We start from the raw sequence: 15,420 nt of genomic DNA on the forward strand, positions 1-15,420 counted from the left end.
GATGGAAATCAGTACTGGACAAGGGTTTCGGCGGCAACGGGCGGTCGGCGTTCGAGCGCGGCCGACCAGACCGCGAGGCCGAGCGCCGAACCGGCGAGCGCGGTGCCGACCCAGTTCGGCGAGGTGTAGCCGAAACCGGCTGCGATCACGATGCCGCCGAGCCACGCGGAAAGCGCGTTGCCGAGGTTGAAGGCACCGATGTTGACCACGGAAGCGAGCGTCGGCGCGCCGTGCGCCTGGTCCAGCACCCGCTTCTGCAGCGGCGGGACGGTGGCGAAGCCGAGCGCGCCGACAAGGAAGATCGTCGCGGCGGCGAGGACCTTGCTGTGCGCGGTGAAGGTGAACAGTGCCAGGACGATCGCGAGGCCGCCCAGGCTGACGTACAGCATCGGCATCAAGCGGCGGTCCGCGAACCGGCCGCCGAGCAGGTTGCCGAGGAACATGCCGATGCCGAACAACACCAGCAGCCAGGTGACGGCGGCCGGCGAATAGCCGGCGACGGTGGTCATCATCGGCGCGATGTAGGTGATCGCGGCGAAGACGCCGCCGAAGCCGAGGACCGTCATCGCCATCGCGAGAATCACCTGGATGTTGCGGAACGCGGCGAGCTCGTGGCGAAGGTGCACTCCCTCCGGCCGCGGCAGGTCCGGGACGAGCTTCGCGACACCGGCCAGGCCGACGACGCCAAGCGCCGCGACGATGCCGAACGTGACCCGCCACCCGACCGCCTGCCCGACGAACGTGCCGAGCGGCACGCCGACGATGTTGGCGACGGTCAGCCCGGTGAACATGAACGCGATCGCCCCGGCCTTCTTCTCCGGCGCGACCAGCTCCGCGGCGACCACCGAGCCGATCCCGAAGAACGCCCCGTGCGCCAGCGACGCGACGATCCGCCCGGCGAGCATGACGCCGAACGCGGGCGCGACCGCGGACAACGCGTTCCCGGCGATGAACAGGCCCATCAGCAGCATGAGCATCGTCTTGCGGTTGATCTTCGTGCCGAGAACCGTCATCACCGGCGCCCCGGCGACGACCCCGAGCGCATACCCGGTCACCAGCATCCCGGCGGCCGGGATGGACACACTGAATTCACCGGCGATCTCGGGCAGCAGCCCCATGATCACGAATTCGGTGGTGCCGATCCCGAAGGCTCCGATCGCCAGCGCAACCAGCGCGAGTGGCATGACCCCGACTCCTCTGTGTCTGTCTGCAGTCCCGCGCGGCGGTCTCCGCGTCGTCGGCATGCTGCCGTTGCGGAGACGTTCTACGGGCTTCGTCAATAGTTGCACGTGCAGTTAGTTGCAGACGCGTGTTATTGACGGAGGTCACAGTAGAAGGCGGGCAGTGGTCAGCTGTCGCCTGCATGTCGTCGATTACATACAGTCGACCGTTGGTGGAAAGCCGGCCGCCCGGCGCCAGCCTCGACCATCAAGCCCGGCGCATGCCCAGAGCGTGCCGCAGGCGTCCGGCGATCCCTCGCGGACAGCGCCCGCCTCGACCGGCTCCGCGTTTCCGGGACGTCGAGGCCAAAGTCTTTGCTCACCACGGGTCCCGCGGTGAAGAGGGCTACGCGGGCCACCCTCAGCCGCGCTCAAGGAGATCTCGCGACGGAGGTCGGCGGGCCGCAGCGGCACCTCCAGCAGAGGCGCGACAGCATCGCGGGATTCGTCGAGAAGCACCCCGCAAAAGTCCGCTCCGATGCGAGAGCGGCCGCTATCCATCTCCGCACGCAACCCCCTGACGCAGCAGGTAATCCATGAGTCAGCGGCCTCAGAAGCTGTTCGCGATGGCTCCCCGTTTTGCTCCCGACCTCTTTACGCTGGCGATGCTCGGCCGGATGCGCGCGGCGGCCGACCCCGCTCCGACTGTCTGTCGAGCATCCACTGTGGACGCTGCTGCGGCGGCACAGCCGGATCGCGCGGCAACAAACTCGCCTGGCTTGACGTGCGCGCGGTCAGCGAGCTGACCCTGTCCGCCGCTGGCGAACCGGCGGCGCATCCGGTGCATCGACCTGGCGCGGCTCGCCTAGCCAGGACCGGCGGCGCAAGTGCTTCCCCGCACTCGCGCCACCGGCCTCAGCCGGCGAGCAGATCCTCCGGCACAATCCCCTCAACCGCAAGCTGTGCCTACCGCTCCGTCAGCACCGGCACTCGGCTGTCCGCCGCGTTATGCGTCACCTTGGCGGTCGCCCTGAGGAATTTCCCCGCCGGGCGCAGGAACCGCACCCGATCACCGCCGTACGCGGACTCCGCGCACAGCTGCGCGGGTGAGCCAGATTCCGGGGAATCCGTTCCTGTCCCGGATATGGGAGGTGCTGGAGCCGAGCCTGCGTACGCCGCGGGCAGGCGCGGACCCGTTGTCCGACCGGGATTGGCAGGCCCTGGCGGACGAACACGGCCGGCTGGTTTCGCTGTTGCGGGAGCGCGACGGGGAAGCCGCCGCGGACGCGTTCGCGGCGCACGCGGCGGGTTTGCCCCTGGAACCGGATTCGGGGGCGCAGAAGAAGAAACCCGCGCGCGGAAGCACGGCGCGAAAGAAGTAACCCCGCGAGACGCACGGATCGAATGCCGCGCGATCCGAGCGGGGCGCGAAATACCCAGATCGAAGGCCGCGCGATCCGGCCGGCGTGCCGTTTACGACGCGTCTGATTCCCGCTCCGCCAGCACCTTTCCCAGCAATCGCAAGAAAGTCTCCCGTTCTTCGCCGGTCAACGGTGCCATCAGCTCGTCCTGCACCTCGTCCAGCGCCTTGTCCAGCCGCTTCACCTGCCGCGCGCCCGCCTTGGTCAGGTGCACGATGTTGCGCCGCCCGTGGTCCGGGTCCGGCGTGCGCTCCGCGTACCCCGCCTCGGCCAGCTGGTTGACAGCCGCCACCACGTCGCTGCGATCCACCCGGCACCGCCGCCCCAGCTCCGCCTGACTCGCCGGGCCGAACTCGTCCAGCGCGGCCAAGATCCGGTAGTGGTACCCGCGCGCGCCGGCCGCGGCGAAGCCGTCGGAAACCAGTCGCCGCACGTGCACGGACAGCTGGGTGACCAGCCAGCTCGGCCGCTTCGTCAACCGTCGCAGGATTTCGTCCATGCCGGCCATGCTATCAGTGTTGGCGGAACCAACAACTTTGCTCTATTGTTGGTCGCACCAACATTGAAGGAGACCGGACATGCAGACCCTCGACCGCCTCGACATCGCCGACCTGTTCGCCCGCCTCGCCCGGACCCTGGACGAGCACCGGCACGACGAACTCGACCGCGTCTACCACTCCGACATCGCCGTCCACTCGCCGCGCGGGGAGTTGCGCGGGCTCACGGAGGTGACCGAATTCCTGAACGCGCAGCACACCGACCTCGCCCAGCACGTGCACAGCGACATCCTGATCGACGTCGACGGCGACCGGGCGACCGCGACCGCCAACCAGCTCGTCTACTTCTACCGCGAGGGCGAACCGCCCCACCGCCGCAGCGGACTGAGGCTGACCACTGCCGCGGCCCGGACCGCGGACGGCTGGCGGTTCACCGAGATGGGCATCAGCCCGTCCTGGATCCAGGACGCCTGAGAACAGCCGGTGCCCGCACCCGGGCGCGGGTGCCAGGTCCGGAAAGCCGTGAAGGGAACATTGAGGGACTCTGAGTCCCTCAATGTTCCCTTCACGGCCGGCGGCTCAGCCGGGCGCGCCTTGCCCGCCACCCCTGCCCCGTTCTGCCGTGAGCGGAACAGCTGTCGCTCGCGCCCGCGCGGATGCGAGGCTGGGGCCTATGGCGGACATCCTTCCTTTCCACCAGCGCCGCGCCCCCGCTCCGGACGACGAGGCAGAGCCGCTGTGGCGCGAGGTGCTGGGCCGGAACCTCCGGGCAGCCCGCGAAACCCAGGGCGAACGCCTGATCGACGTAGCCCAGCGAGCCGGTATCTCGCCCCAGTACCTCTCGGAGATCGAGCGCGGCCGCAAGGAACCGTCGAGCGAAATGATCGCCGCGGTGACGGGTGCGCTCGGGGTGAATCTCGCCGGGCTGCTGATCGGCATCACGGGCGACCTGAGCCGGATCAGCGTGGTCGGCCCGCGGCCGGCCGGCCGCCCGGCCGGTCCGCTGCTGATGGCCGCTTAGCCTCCCGGCACGGCACCCGGCTGAGGTGGCCGCCTGTTCCGGAGTCCGGTTGCCGGCCGGACCCCCAGACCGGCTGGCGACCGCGCGGAACACCTCAGCCGGGCGCGCCCGGTCAAGGCCGGCTGTCGATCACCTGGTCAGCCAGCCCGTAAGCCACTGCTCCCGCGGCGTCGAACACCCGGTCCCGGTCGGTGTCGTGGCGCAGCTCCGCCACGTCGTGTCCGGTGTGCTTGGACGTGATCTCCTCGAGCTGCGTCCGCACCCGCACCACCTCGTCCGCCTGCAGGATCAGGTCCGGGATGGTCCCGCGGCCCTGCGCCGCGGGCTGGTGCAGGACCACCCGGGCGTGCGGCAGCACCGACCGCTTCCCCTCCGCGCCCGCGGCGAGCAGCACCGCACCGGTCGCCACCGCCTGGCCGACGCAGGTCGTCGCCACCGGAGCCTTGATGAACCGCATCGTGTCGTACAGCGCCAGCATCGCGGACGGGTCGCCGCCCTCCGAATTGATGTACAGGTTGATTTCCTGGTCCGGGTTGTCGGACTCCAGGAACAACAGCTGCGCGATCAGCGCGTTCGCGACACCGGAGTCGATCGCGGTGCCCAGATACACGATCCGCTCGGACAGCAGATGCGAGTAGACGTCCATGATCCGCTCGGTGCCCGCGCTGCGCGTCACGACGTTCGGGATGGTGTAGGTGCTCATGCTCGGACCCCCAGGCCCATCGCGTGCGTGCGCACCGGAACGACCTGTTCCAGGCGGTCGACGAGGTGATCGATGAAGCCGTAGTCCAGCGCTTCGCCCGCGGTGTACCACCGGTCGTGCAGGGAGTCGGCGAAAACGCGGTCGAACGGCTGTCCGGTGTCTTCGGCGATGAGACCGAGGACGGTGTCCCGGGTGTGGCGCAGGTCGTCGGCTTGTACCTCGACCTCCACCGCCGATCCGCCGATCCCGGCGGAACCCTGGTGCATGAGGATCCGCGCGTGCGGCAGCGCGTACCGCTTTCCCGGAGTGCCCGCGGACAGCAGGAACTGCCCGGCGCTGCAGGCCAGCCCGATCGCGAGGGTGGACACGTCGCACGGCACGAGCCGCATCACGTCGCGGATGGCCAGCATCGACGGGACGGATCCGCCCGGCGAGTGGATCCACAGCGCGATGTCCTTGACCGGGTCCTCCCCGGCGAGGGACAGCATCTGGGTGGCCAGGACGGTTCCGTTGTCGTCGTCGAGCACCCCGTCCAGGACCAGGACGCGCTGGCTCAGGAACCGTTCCCGGAGCCGCTGGTCGAACATCGGCTGAGTCGATTCGTTGCTCATGCTTCGACCATGCCGCCGCGGACCGGCCACTGTCCGCCGTTGCTGCTGCCAGCGGATCTGCTGACAGCAGCGCGAAGTCAGCGACGCTGGTCGGCGGGATCGTTGCATAGCTCGGCGGCGCACGGACGGCGTCCGGCGGCTCTGTGTCCTAAGTAGATTCTTGATTCTTTCGCATCGCGAAGAACGCCAGGACCACCACCGCGATTCCGATCAGGTATCCGGCGACCAGCAGCCCGATCCGTCCGCTGAAGTTCCCGCCGATCGGCGGCAGCACCACGGAGAACACCGCGAGCAGGCTGATCAGCGTCGCGCGAGCCCGGCCGGCCGGCAGCGAAGCGGCGAGCGGAACCGCCGCCCACAGGAGGTACCACGGCTGCACTGCCGGTCCGAAGACCACCAAAGCGGCGAGCATCAAGCCCAGCGAGCGCACCGCGTCGATCCGGCCGGTCCATTGCCAGCGCAAGGCCACGACGATGCCGGCGGCGGACAGCACGTAGCCGATGATCTTCCCGACGCCGATCATGGTCTGCGTGAGGTGCGCGCCGAACAGCGACCCGATTCCGCCTATCAGGAAGCCGAACCAGTTCGTCGGGGCCATCCAGCTGTTGACCTGGCCGGAGGTCGTCAGCGCGGAAATCCAGCTGAAGCCGATTCCGGTCGGCAACGAGACGACCGCCGACACGGCGGCGAAGAGCACCAGCATCGCCGCGCCGCACAGAAGGAAGTCGGGCAGCCGCGCACGGCGGCGGGCCAAGGCGGTGCCGACCGCGGCGAGGGCGACCAGGGCGGGCAGCTTCACTTCCGCTCCCAGTGCGATCAAGATGGTGCCGCCGGCCAGGTGGGGCCAGCGGATCCGGTCCCCGACCGCCTCCAGCGCGATCGCGGTCCCGGCCGCCATCAGGCCGAGCATCAGCGAGTCGTTGTGCATCCCGGCCACCACGTGCCACAGCACCAGCGGATTGAGCACGCCCAGCCACAGCGCCGATGCCGGAGAGACGCCCGCGACGGCCGCCAGCCGCGGCACCGCCCATCCGATCAGGAGCAGGCCGGCGATCTCCACGAACCGGTGCAACGCGATCCCGGCGACGAGATTTCCCTGGGAGAGCTGGGCGATCAATCGTTCCACGCTGCCGAAGAGCGGCCCGTACGGAGACGGCGTCTCCCGCCAGTAGACACTGACCCGGCCGAGAATGTCCGAAGCTGGCCCCAAGCCCTGCAAGGGACCGACCGCGTTGACGTCGTGCCCGTTGGCCGCCACCGCGCCCTGTGCCAGGTAGCTGTAGACGTCCCCGCTGAACAGCGGCGGCACGGCCAGCAGCGGAGCGCACCAGAGCGCCAGGGTGCCGCGCAGCCAGGAAACCGTCCGGTCCGCCCTGCTCAGCAGGACCCACGCCAGCGTCACCAGGCCCACCCCGGCGATGCCCGCGGCGAACGGGACCAGCCCGTAGCGGCTGGTCCAGACCGCGACGGTGAGGAGCACCGCACCGGCGAACCCCGTCCAGCGGAGGGTTGCCGGAGGCGCGAACCCGAGGAACTTCGGAAGGGTGACCTGCTGCGTGCTCATCGAGGGCCTTTGGGCGACATGGGACGATCGTAGTGGGGCCGTCAGCCCGCCTGTTCCGCGATCAGCTCCCGCACGAGCCGGTAGGCGGGTTTCGGCGAGTAGTCGTCCCGCAGCAGGCCGAACCGGTTCTCCCGCGGCCCGGTCGAGAGGCCGTCTCGCAGGCCGAAGAGTTCATAGGTATCCACCAGAACCTCGTCGGCGAGCGAAAACACCGTCCGCGCAACCGTTTCCAGCACCCGCGCCTGCTGCTCCTCCGAGTGTTCCGGCCCGGTCGGCCAGCCGGTTTCGGTGATGTGTATCGGCACCGCGGCCGGAATTCCCAGCGCGGTCGCGGATTCCCGGAACGAGCGCACGACGTGCGCGACCGCGCCGGGCAGCACCTCGGACGGCATCGGGCGGAAGACGTCCGGGAAGAAGTCCAGCCCGAGGAAATCGATCTGTGCCAACGAGTCCGGGTCGACCGCCGCCGCGACCGCGGCCCAGAACGGGTCGCCGGGCAACGCCACCGCCGCGTTGAAGCCGATCGCGACGTCGACGCCCAGCCGCGCGCGTTCCGCCACCGCGGCCGCCAACCCGGCGGCCAGCGCCTCGTAACAGCCCGGATTGCCGCCGTCCAGCGGCGCGGGCATGTTCACCTCCTCGCACACCTGCAGCTTCCCGCCGCCCAGCTCGGCGACTTCGCGGACCGCTCCGCGGACCTCGGCAGCGAATCCCGCCACGTCGCCGCCATAGCCGAGGACGTAGTCCACCACCCGTCCGTCGCCCAGGTACGGTGCCGGATCCGGCGGCGTCGGCTCGTGCGGGCCGCGATAGGTGCGGTAGCAGCGCACATAGAAGCGCCGGGCGCCCTTCGACAGGTCTCGCAAGGCTTCCGCGGTGCGCTCGATGTCCTCCGGCGGCGCGTCGACGAACGTCTCCAGCCGCACCAGGTCCTTCGCGACCACACCGGGCCACACTCCGAAAGCGATCAAGGTTCCTCCAGTAGTCGTATACGAGCAAGGTACTCGTATACGACTAACTGCGCTACCCTGGCCGGGTGCCGACGAACGCCCTGGACAACCCGCTCGTGCTGCCGATGCTCGGCCTGCTCGTGGAGACGCCGCGCCACCAGTACGCGCTTCTGCGCGAGCTGCGCGACCGCTACCCGTTCCTGAACGCGAAGACCTCGACCGTCTACACCCTCGTCGCCACGCTCACCCGGCACGGCCTGATCGAGCCCGCCGCGGAAGGCGACCCGCAACCGGTCCGGCTGACTCGTGCCGGGCTCACCGACTTCCGCGACCGGATCGAGCGGCAGCTCGCCGACGCCGACCCGAACCTCGACTCCCGGTTCCTGATCGCACTCGCCTACCTCGGCGCGCTGCCGCCGGACCACGCCGTCACCCTGCTGCGCGACCGGGCCCGCCGGGTCCGCGACCAGCATCGCGAGCTCGCCGAAACGCTCCAGAAGGCCGATGTGCCGGAAATGCACATGCTGGAGGCGCATTTCCTGGCTTCCCGGCTGCGGCACGACGCCGACTGGCTCTCCCGCACCGCCGACCGGATGGCCGCCGGAGACCTCGTCCCGCCTCGGTGAACCGCGCTTTCATCGCAATTTCATCAACTGCCCCTACCGTGCGCGAGTGCCTGGCGAGAGCTCGCCGGGCTGACCGAAGGTGGGGGTATGACCGGCCAATCCGGATCTGTGGTCGACGCCGCGTCGGCTGGGGTGGAGAACTTGGCGGACACCGCGCTCGCCGGGCTGGGCAAGGCAGGGCCGGTCGGTGCCCTGGCCCGGCCGGTGGTTTCCGCGCTGCGCAACGTGTGGGAGGGCTACTTCGGTGCGCCGGTCCCGCCAGGCAGCACCAACTGGAACGCCTACTCGCACGAGCAGCTGTACCAGATGCTGTGGGACAAGGCGGACGTCGGCGACGTCAGCACCGTCGCCGCGGAATGGCAGCGGCACGGCAAGGCGATGCAGTCGCACGCCGAATCGCTGAAGTCGGAGCAGGGGACGCTGCAGGAGAATTGGAGCGGGCAGGCCGCGGAACGTGCGTCCGGACGGCTCGGATCGCTCGGCGAGCGCGCGTCCGGCATCAGCGACCGCGCCGGCACGGTCGGGCACGCTGCGCAGAACGCCGGCGACGCGCTGGCCGTCGCGCGCAACACCATGCCGAAGCCGCCCGGCGACCCGACTGGGGGCGCGGTCGCCGCTGCGGCGGCAGGAGCTGGTGCGGGCGCGGCGATCGGCGGCATCCTCGGGGCCGGGGCCGGCGGGATCGGGGCCGGTCCGGGTGCGCTGATGGGCGCGGCGATCGGCGCGGTCGCGGGCGGCGGGGCGAGCCTGTTCGCCTCGAACGTCGCCGCGGCCGAGCAGAAGGCCGAGGCGGTGCACGTGATGCAGCGCTACGAAAGCAGCCTTGGCAAGAGCTCGCACGCGATCAACCCGCCGCCGGCCGGTGCGACCACCGCGGATTCCTACGGCGCGGATGATTCGACCACCGCGTCCGGCTACGTCGGGCCGGGCGGGGCGGGGACCAGCAGCGGCGGGATGCCGTGGGGCGCGCTGACCACGGCGGCGCCGGTCGAGTCCGGGCTGTCCGCGGGCTTGCGCTCGACGCTCGGCATGGAGAGCGCGATGCTCGCCCGAAACGCCGCGATGGCGGAGATGGCCGCGGCACGCGCGGGCGCCGGCAACGGGATGATGCCCGGCCGCGGCGCGAACGCCTCCCAGGAGGAGGAAGAGGTGCACGAGAACAAGATGCCGGTGCTCGACCAGCCGCTCCTGCACCCCGAAGACAAGACGATCAGTCCGGTGATCGGGCTGTGAACGACAGGAGCATCCGATGACCCGCCACCAGGTCGAACCTCAAGCGCTGGACCGGCAGGTCGCGGCGCTCGGCAGGCTCGGCGAGCAGACCGGCGAGCTGGTCGGCTCGGCGGGCCGGCTGGCCGAACGGATCCCGCAGCTCGGCACCGCGCCGCCCGCGCTGCACCTGGCGCAGCGGCTGCGCGAGGCCGCCGGGCAGGCCGGGCTCAGCGGGGAGCTCGGCGCCGCGGACACCGAGCTGACCGGGTTCCACGAGGCGCTGCAGCACGGCATCCGGCACTACCAGGAGCACGAATCCGGGGTGCAGGAGGCGTTCCAGCGGCTCGAGCGGAGGGCGGAATGACCGCCGCGCTCCCGCGCACCGGGGACGAAACCGTCCACATCGGACTCGTCGAGGCCGATCTGCTGGCCGCGCACGCCGGGGCGGGCTGGCCGTTCCCGTTGCAGGTGCCGTTTTACGGCCGGATCGACGGCGAACGCGAGATCTTGTTCGGCACCGCCGGGCAGACGCTGCGGGCGCGCGGTCTCGCCGACGACGCCGGTCCGGACGGACTGGCCGCCGAAGCCGTGACCGCGTTGCGCGAGCGCCGCGGCGTAATCGACTTGGTGATGGCGGACGCCGAGGGGGCGACCGCCATCACCGCACTCGTATACCGCTCCTGGGCGCTGATCTGCCGGCAACGCCGCGGCGAGAACACCCTCTCGCTGCGCCGAGTGCCGGAAACCGGCCTGGTGGACGCGGTGCTGGCGGAGATCCCGGAGACGAACGCGGCCCGCACCATGCCGGTCACGCTGCCCGCACACGCGGTCGACGCGACGCTGGCGCTCACCGAAGACGACGACGAGGACGACACGTCCCGCGCCATCCGGCTGCGAAACCTCGTCCGGGACAGCGGCGGCGACCCGATGGCGCTGGACAGCCTCGTCGGCCTGGTCGTCCCGCTGACCGGCCGCGGCCAGCTCGGCGCGACCCGCGACGGGCGCACCCGTGCGGGCCTGGAACTGTCCTGGGTGGACGGTCCGCGCGGCCGGGTCCGGGTCAACCGCCCGGACGACGGCTGGCTCAGCGTCAACTCGCTCCGTTATTCCGACCTGCGGTTCGCCCTCGGCGAGCTGGCCACGATCGCGCGCCGACCGCGATGACCGCACCGAATCCGAGGAGAGAACCTTCCGTGCCGACCCAAGACTCGGCGGCCTGGCTCGCCGACTACCAGCAGAAACTGTCCCGGATGCAGGCGAACGCCGAGGCGGCCAGCGCGAGCCTGACCCATGTGGGCGGACGCGCCGCGTCCCCGCGCGGCGAGGTCGAGGTCGAGGTCGGCCCCAGCGGTGCGCTGACCGACCTGCGGCTGAGCCCGGCCGCCCGGGCACTGGAGGCGGACGCGCTCGCCCGGCTCATCCTCGCCACCGTGCAGGAGGCGCACCGCCAGGCCGGCGCGCAGGTCGTGGACATCATGACCGAGTACGTCGGCGACGGCCCGGCGCTGCAACTGGTCCGCGACAACATCCCGGCCGCGGCCGGCGCCACCGCCCCGCGCCAGGAGGACGACTACTTCTCCCACCCCGGGATCATCTCGTGACCGCCGGGTTCGAGGTCGACCCGGCGCAGCTGCGCCGGCATGCGGCGACCGTCGGCGACCTGGCCGACCGGCTCGGCAACGTCGCCCGCAGCGCCCCGGCCGGGCTCGGCGACCAGGCGCTCGGCATGTTCGTCCAGTTCCTCACCGCCGGGCTGCAGGCCGCGGTGGGCAAGACCAACGACGCCGTCGCGCACGCGTCGTCCACTGTGGACCAGGTGAGCGCGAACCTCACCCGGGCCGCGGAAAGCTACGAACGCCGGGACCAGCACACCGCGGTTTCCCTGCCCGGGAAGGACCTGCCATGACCGGCACAGACTCCGGCCAGCTGCTGGCGGACCTGAAGACCACCACGAAAGCCGTCGAGAACCAGGACTGGGTGTCGGCCGGGCTCGGCGGCGCCAGCACCGCGCTCGACCTGCTCGGCGCGTCCCAGGACCCGCTCGCCGCGCTGACCTCGGCCGGCTTCGGCATGGTCACCGAACTGGTGCGGTTCCTGGAAGAACCGCTCAAGCAGTTGCAGGGCAACCCGGACTCGGTGTCGTCGCACTCGCAGGGCATGGAAGGCGGCGGACAGCAGGTGTCGTCGGTCGCGGACGACTACCGGCAGTCCTCGGGACCGGAAACGTCCGGCTGGAAAGGCGATTCGGCGTCCGGCTACCGCGACACCAGCTCGCAGCACGCGGACTGCGTCGAGGCGGTCGGACAGGCCGGCATCGCGATGGCGAAGGCGGCCACCGGGGCCGGGAAGGTCGTCGCCAAGGCGCAGCGAGAGGTCGGCGGGCTGATCTCGGAAGCGGTCGGGAAGATCGTCGAGCTGATGACGCAGGCGTTCGCCGCGGCGCAGGCGACGTTCGGTGCGAGCATCGCGGCGGCGATCCCGCAGGCGGTCGCGATCGCCACCGAGTACGGCGGGCAGATCGCGCAGAAGCTCGCCGTACTGCTGTCCGATTCGGACAACCTGCTGCAGCTGATCACCTCCGTGACGCAGGGGCTGGAAGCGGCTACCCAGTTGATGACCAAGCTGAGCGAGGCGTCCAAACAGGACAGTTCGTCCTCTCCGGATTCCTCGGCCGCGGATTCTTCGTCGCGATACTCGGCGGCTTCGGACGCCAGCTACCGTGATCCGTCCTCTTCGGCCCTTTCGGACTCGGCGGATTCCGACTCGCATTACACTCCGCTCAGCACGACCGTCCAGAGCTGACGAGCTCGACTTCGTTTTCGAGAATCCGTGAGGGGCCCCTTGCCGGAATCAGATTCCGGCAAGGGGCCCCTCACGGACATTCAGGTGAGACGCCGGGCGCCTGCGCCCGGCGTCTCGGTCCCGTGTGCACTCACGAGGGACCCTGATCCGAGCTGAGCACCACCCGCAGCTCCCGGACCAGCTCGGTCCCCGGTTCGACGCCCAGATCCGCGCGCAACCGCTCCCGCGTCCGCCGATGGACCGCCAGCGCGTCCGCCCGCCGCCCGCCGCGATGCAGTGCGCGCATCAGCAGCACCGCGAGCGGTTCCCGATGCGGATGGACCGCGAGCAGGGCCGACAGCTCGTGCACGACGTCGTCCGTGCGGCCGAGCTGCAGCTGCAGGGATGCCTTGTCCCGCACCAGGCTCAGCCGCCGCTCGGTCAGCCGCAGCCGCTCGCCCTCGACGAACGGACCCGGCAGGCCGGCGAGCGGCTCGCCGTGGAACAACGACAACGCCCCGGCATACGCGTCCACCGCGGCCGCCGGATCGCCGCCGCGCGCGGCCGCCGACGCCTCCGCGATCCGGTCCGTCAGCTCCGTGACGTCCAACCGCACCCGATCGCCGGCGAACCGATATCCGCCACGATCGCTGCCAATGACGGAGTCTTCGGTACGTTCGCCGGTCGAACGCAGACATTTCCGCAGCCGGTGCACGTACACCGGCACCACCCGCCCGCCGGTCCCCGGCGGCTCCAGCCCCCATACGCCGTCCAGCAGCTCGCCCGCGCTGACGGTCGTCCCGGGCCGCAGCACCAACGCCGCCAGCAACGCCTGCTGCCGCACCGGTCCTAGATCGAGCAGCCGGGTGCCGCGCCACGCCCGCAGCGGACCCAGCACGCTGAACTGCAACGCGTCCGGCGCGACCGGAACCGAATCCCCGCCCGGCGTCACCAACCCGTGGTCGAAGGCGTAGACAATCGCCGCCGCCCGGTCGCGCAGCCGCAATTTCTCGCGGACCCGCGCGAAATGCGCTTCCACGGCACCGGCCGAAACCGACAGCGCCCCGGCGGCTTCCGCGTCCGTCATCCCGCGTGCCACCGCCGTCAGGACGTCCAGTTCGAGCGGCGTGAGGAGTCCGGACGGCAGCACCGGCCGCTCCGCCGCCGCGCGGTAGGTTCTCAGCACTCGTCCGGTCACCGCCGGATCCAGCCACGCCTCCCCCATGGCGACCGCCCGCACCGCGCGAATCAGGTCCTCCGCCGGCGAATCTTTCAGCACATAGCCGACCGCGCCCGCGCGCAGCACTCCCGCCAGCAGCTCGTCGTCGTCGAACGTGGTCAACGCCAGCACCGGCGGCCGCCGACCGCTCGCCCGCAGCCGCCGGGTCGCCTCGATCCCGTCGACCCGCTTCATCCGCAGGTCCATCACGACGACGTCGATCCCGCCGGCTGCTTCGAGCGCCGCCGGCACCTCGTCCCCGTCCGAACACTCGCCCGCGATCACGAAGCCCTCGCGCTCCCGGAGGATCAACCGCAGTCCGGCCCGCACCAGCTCCTGGTCGTCGACCAGCAGCACCCGCACTTCCCCGGCGGCAACGGTCACGACGCGGCCCCGCGCGCCAGCGGAACCGTCACGTCGACCACCCAGGCGCCGTCCTCCGGCCCGGCGGTGAGCCGAGCGCCGAGCTGTTCGGCCCGCGCGGTCATCCCGGCCAGTCCGGAACCTCCCGGGTTCAGCGGCCCGCCATCATGTCCATTGCGGACGGTCAGATGCGCCTCCGCCGCTTCAATCGTCAAATGCACCAGAGCTTTCGTCGAGGGCGCGTGTTTGACGACGTTCGCCAGCGACTCCTGCACGATCCGGTAGAGCCCCAGCCCCACCGCGGACCCGACCGCGGTCACATCACCCTCCAGCTCGTAGTCCACGGCCAGCCCGGCCGCACACGTCTCGGAAACCAGCACGGCGACGTCGCCGGCCCCCGGCAACGGCCGGGTGCCCGACGAGTCTTTCGACAGGAGCCCGACCGTCCGCCGGATGTCGGCCATCGCCGCCCGCCCGACGCGCTCCGCCTCAGTGAGCGCGGCGACCGCCTCGTCGATGTCGCGATCGGTGCTCAACCCGTGCCGCGCCCCCGTGACGTGCAGCAACGTAATGCTCAACGAATGCGCCACGACGTCGTGCACCTCGCGCGCGATGCGCTGCCGCTCGCCCAGCATCGCCTGCTCCCGCACTGCCTCTTGTTTACCGCGCTCGGCGTCCAGCGCGCGCACGTACCAGCGCAGCATGAACCCGGCCGCGAACCCGACGAGCACCCCGAGCACGTACACCGGATACCCGACAAGCCCGACGGTCGCCGCCGTGACACTCAGCAGCCCGACCGCGCCCGCGGCGCCCGCGAGAGCCATCCGCGCCGACGCGATCGAGGACAGCTCGCCGGCCAGCACGAACAACGGCACCGGCGCGAAATCGGGTACGACCGGATGGGTGAGCAGGACGCCGACCCCGGCGAGCATCCCGAGCGCCTTCACCCAGGACGGAACCAGCCGCCCGGTGACGGCCCAGAACAGCGACGACCCCATCGCGAGAACGAACCCGCCGAGCGCGACGGGCAGTCCGGTGCCGACCCGCTGGACCACCGCGCCGATCAGGCCGGCCCCGGCGAAAGCGGTGGTGCCCACCGGAACCCACCAGGGCAGCGTGAGGCCGGATTGGGCAAGGCCCGCGTCCAAGCGGCTCTTCAGGCGGTCTCTCGCTCTCTCCCACACGGGGTCCAGCCTAGGAAACGCCGGGAAGGCGCGCTGCTCGCGGCGGGATTTCGGCGAGTTCGGGCACGGCTTGGAGCGAAAACCGGCAGGTTCGGAGCCCGGTTGCTG

General features: G+C 70.9%; 18 protein-coding genes. 10 read left to right on the forward strand and 8 right to left on the reverse strand.

The window, feature by feature from the left end; genetic code table 11:
- Nucleotides 1-8: 8 nt before the first annotated feature.
- Complete coding sequence (locus tag AMYBE_RS42315) at nucleotides 9-1,184, reverse strand: MFS transporter (protein ID WP_020662151.1); 1,176 nt, start codon at nucleotides 1,182-1,184, stop codon at nucleotides 9-11.
- Nucleotides 1,185-2,266: 1,082 nt separating this feature from the next.
- Here AMYBE_RS42315 and AMYBE_RS0125110 point away from each other — a divergent pair.
- Nucleotides 2,267-2,542 (forward strand): FCD domain-containing protein, encoded by a 276-nt coding sequence (locus AMYBE_RS0125110; RefSeq protein WP_169515270.1) that lies wholly within the window; start codon nucleotides 2,267-2,269, stop codon nucleotides 2,540-2,542.
- 91 nt (nucleotides 2,543-2,633) lie between these two features.
- On the opposite strand, the gene AMYBE_RS0125115 is transcribed toward AMYBE_RS0125110, so the two are convergent.
- On the reverse strand, nucleotides 2,634-3,089 hold the full coding sequence (locus AMYBE_RS0125115) for a MarR family winged helix-turn-helix transcriptional regulator (protein WP_020662153.1): 456 nt from the start codon (nucleotides 3,087-3,089) through the stop codon (nucleotides 2,634-2,636).
- Nucleotides 3,090-3,159: 70 nt separating this feature from the next.
- Here AMYBE_RS0125115 and AMYBE_RS0125120 point away from each other — a divergent pair, with 70 nt between their 5' ends.
- Entirely contained in the window at nucleotides 3,160-3,552 is a 393-nt protein-coding gene (locus AMYBE_RS0125120) for a nuclear transport factor 2 family protein (RefSeq protein WP_020662154.1), read from the forward strand.
- Between the two features lie 199 nt (nucleotides 3,553-3,751).
- Nucleotides 3,752-4,099, forward strand: coding sequence for a helix-turn-helix domain-containing protein (locus AMYBE_RS0125125; protein ID WP_020662155.1), 348 nt, complete (start codon nucleotides 3,752-3,754; stop codon nucleotides 4,097-4,099).
- A gap of 112 nt (nucleotides 4,100-4,211) precedes the next feature.
- On the opposite strand, the gene AMYBE_RS0125130 is transcribed toward AMYBE_RS0125125, so the two are convergent.
- The 4 genes from AMYBE_RS0125130 to AMYBE_RS0125145 all read right to left on the reverse strand — a co-directional run bounded on the left by AMYBE_RS0125130 (nucleotide 4,212) and on the right by AMYBE_RS0125145 (nucleotide 7,948).
- A complete protein-coding gene (locus tag AMYBE_RS0125130; protein WP_020662156.1) occupies nucleotides 4,212-4,802 on the reverse strand; it encodes a ClpP family protease in 591 nt (196 codons plus the stop codon).
- A complete protein-coding gene (locus AMYBE_RS0125135) occupies nucleotides 4,799-5,413 on the reverse strand; it encodes a ClpP family protease (RefSeq protein WP_020662157.1) in 615 nt (204 codons plus the stop codon). Before AMYBE_RS0125135 ends, AMYBE_RS0125130 begins: the two co-directional genes overlap by 4 nt.
- 148 nt (nucleotides 5,414-5,561) lie before the next feature.
- The gene (mptB, locus tag AMYBE_RS0125140) at nucleotides 5,562-6,977 is read right to left on the reverse strand and encodes a polyprenol phosphomannose-dependent alpha 1,6 mannosyltransferase MptB (RefSeq protein ID WP_020662158.1); all 1,416 of its coding nucleotides are present in this window, start codon (nucleotides 6,975-6,977) and stop codon (nucleotides 5,562-5,564) included.
- A 41-nt stretch (nucleotides 6,978-7,018) separates the two neighbouring features.
- Nucleotides 7,019-7,948 carry a hypothetical protein gene (locus AMYBE_RS0125145; protein ID WP_020662159.1) on the reverse strand — a complete coding sequence of 310 codons (930 nt, stop codon included), beginning with the start codon at nucleotides 7,946-7,948 and terminating at the stop codon, nucleotides 7,019-7,021.
- Nucleotides 7,949-8,013: 65 nt separating this feature from the next.
- Here AMYBE_RS0125145 and AMYBE_RS0125150 point away from each other — a divergent pair, with 65 nt between their 5' ends.
- The 7 genes from AMYBE_RS0125150 to AMYBE_RS42325 all read left to right on the forward strand — a co-directional run bounded on the left by AMYBE_RS0125150 (nucleotide 8,014) and on the right by AMYBE_RS42325 (nucleotide 12,567).
- Entirely contained in the window at nucleotides 8,014-8,553 is a 540-nt protein-coding gene (locus AMYBE_RS0125150) for a PadR family transcriptional regulator (RefSeq protein ID WP_020662160.1), read from the forward strand.
- Between the two features lie 87 nt (nucleotides 8,554-8,640).
- Complete coding sequence (locus tag AMYBE_RS0125155) at nucleotides 8,641-9,786, forward strand: WXG100 family type VII secretion target (protein ID WP_020662161.1); 1,146 nt, start codon at nucleotides 8,641-8,643, stop codon at nucleotides 9,784-9,786.
- 16 nt (nucleotides 9,787-9,802) lie between these two features.
- A complete protein-coding gene (locus AMYBE_RS42320) occupies nucleotides 9,803-10,129 on the forward strand; it encodes a hypothetical protein (protein WP_020662162.1) in 327 nt (108 codons plus the stop codon).
- A complete protein-coding gene (locus AMYBE_RS0125165) occupies nucleotides 10,126-10,929 on the forward strand; it encodes an ESX secretion-associated protein EspG (protein ID WP_020662163.1) in 804 nt (267 codons plus the stop codon). The genes AMYBE_RS42320 and AMYBE_RS0125165 overlap by 4 nt, the downstream gene beginning before the upstream one ends.
- Nucleotides 10,930-10,958: 29 nt before the next feature.
- On the forward strand, nucleotides 10,959-11,366 hold the full coding sequence (locus AMYBE_RS0125170; protein WP_020662164.1) for a YbaB/EbfC family nucleoid-associated protein: 408 nt from the start codon (nucleotides 10,959-10,961) through the stop codon (nucleotides 11,364-11,366).
- On the forward strand, nucleotides 11,363-11,671 hold the full coding sequence (locus tag AMYBE_RS0125175) for a type VII secretion target (protein ID WP_020662165.1): 309 nt from the start codon (nucleotides 11,363-11,365) through the stop codon (nucleotides 11,669-11,671). Before AMYBE_RS0125170 ends, AMYBE_RS0125175 begins: the two co-directional genes overlap by 4 nt.
- Complete coding sequence (locus tag AMYBE_RS42325) at nucleotides 11,668-12,567, forward strand: hypothetical protein (protein WP_020662166.1); 900 nt, start codon at nucleotides 11,668-11,670, stop codon at nucleotides 12,565-12,567. The genes AMYBE_RS0125175 and AMYBE_RS42325 overlap by 4 nt, the downstream gene beginning before the upstream one ends.
- A 130-nt stretch (nucleotides 12,568-12,697) precedes the next feature.
- On the opposite strand, the gene AMYBE_RS0125185 is transcribed toward AMYBE_RS42325, so the two are convergent.
- Nucleotides 12,698-14,149, reverse strand: coding sequence for a BTAD domain-containing putative transcriptional regulator (locus AMYBE_RS0125185; protein WP_020662167.1), 1,452 nt, complete (start codon nucleotides 14,147-14,149; stop codon nucleotides 12,698-12,700).
- Nucleotides 14,146-15,225: a histidine kinase gene (locus AMYBE_RS0125190; protein ID WP_020662168.1), complete on the reverse strand. Its 1,080-nt coding sequence runs from the start codon at nucleotides 15,223-15,225 to the stop codon at nucleotides 14,146-14,148. The genes AMYBE_RS0125185 and AMYBE_RS0125190 overlap by 4 nt, the downstream gene beginning before the upstream one ends.
- Nucleotides 15,226-15,420: the final 195 nt, after the last annotated feature.

This window comes from Amycolatopsis benzoatilytica AK 16/65 (assembly GCF_000383915.1).
GTDB lineage: Bacteria > Actinomycetota > Actinomycetes > Mycobacteriales > Pseudonocardiaceae > Amycolatopsis > Amycolatopsis benzoatilytica.

Excerpts from the sequence above, each read along its gene's own strand:
- AMYBE_RS0125125 (WP_020662155.1), top strand. The coding sequence starts at position 3,752 with ATGGCGGACATCCTTCCTTTCCACCAGCGCCGCGCCCCCGCTCCGGAC.
- AMYBE_RS42320 (WP_020662162.1), top strand. The coding sequence starts at position 9,803 with ATGACCCGCCACCAGGTCGAACCTCAAGCGCTGGACCGGCAGGTCGCG.
- AMYBE_RS0125155 (WP_020662161.1), top strand. The coding sequence starts at position 8,641 with ATGACCGGCCAATCCGGATCTGTGGTCGACGCCGCGTCGGCTGGGGTG.
- AMYBE_RS0125135 (WP_020662157.1), bottom strand. The coding sequence starts at position 5,413 with ATGAGCAACGAATCGACTCAGCCGATGTTCGACCAGCGGCTCCGGGAA.
- AMYBE_RS42325 (WP_020662166.1), top strand. The coding sequence starts at position 11,668 with ATGACCGGCACAGACTCCGGCCAGCTGCTGGCGGACCTGAAGACCACC.
- AMYBE_RS0125120 (WP_020662154.1), top strand. The coding sequence starts at position 3,160 with ATGCAGACCCTCGACCGCCTCGACATCGCCGACCTGTTCGCCCGCCTC.
- AMYBE_RS0125165 (WP_020662163.1), top strand. The coding sequence starts at position 10,126 with ATGACCGCCGCGCTCCCGCGCACCGGGGACGAAACCGTCCACATCGGA.
- AMYBE_RS42315 (WP_020662151.1), bottom strand. The coding sequence starts at position 1,184 with ATGCCACTCGCGCTGGTTGCGCTGGCGATCGGAGCCTTCGGGATCGGC.
- mptB (WP_020662158.1), bottom strand. The coding sequence starts at position 6,977 with ATGAGCACGCAGCAGGTCACCCTTCCGAAGTTCCTCGGGTTCGCGCCT.
- AMYBE_RS0125130 (WP_020662156.1), bottom strand. The coding sequence starts at position 4,802 with ATGAGCACCTACACCATCCCGAACGTCGTGACGCGCAGCGCGGGCACC.
- AMYBE_RS0125115 (WP_020662153.1), bottom strand. The coding sequence starts at position 3,089 with ATGGCCGGCATGGACGAAATCCTGCGACGGTTGACGAAGCGGCCGAGC.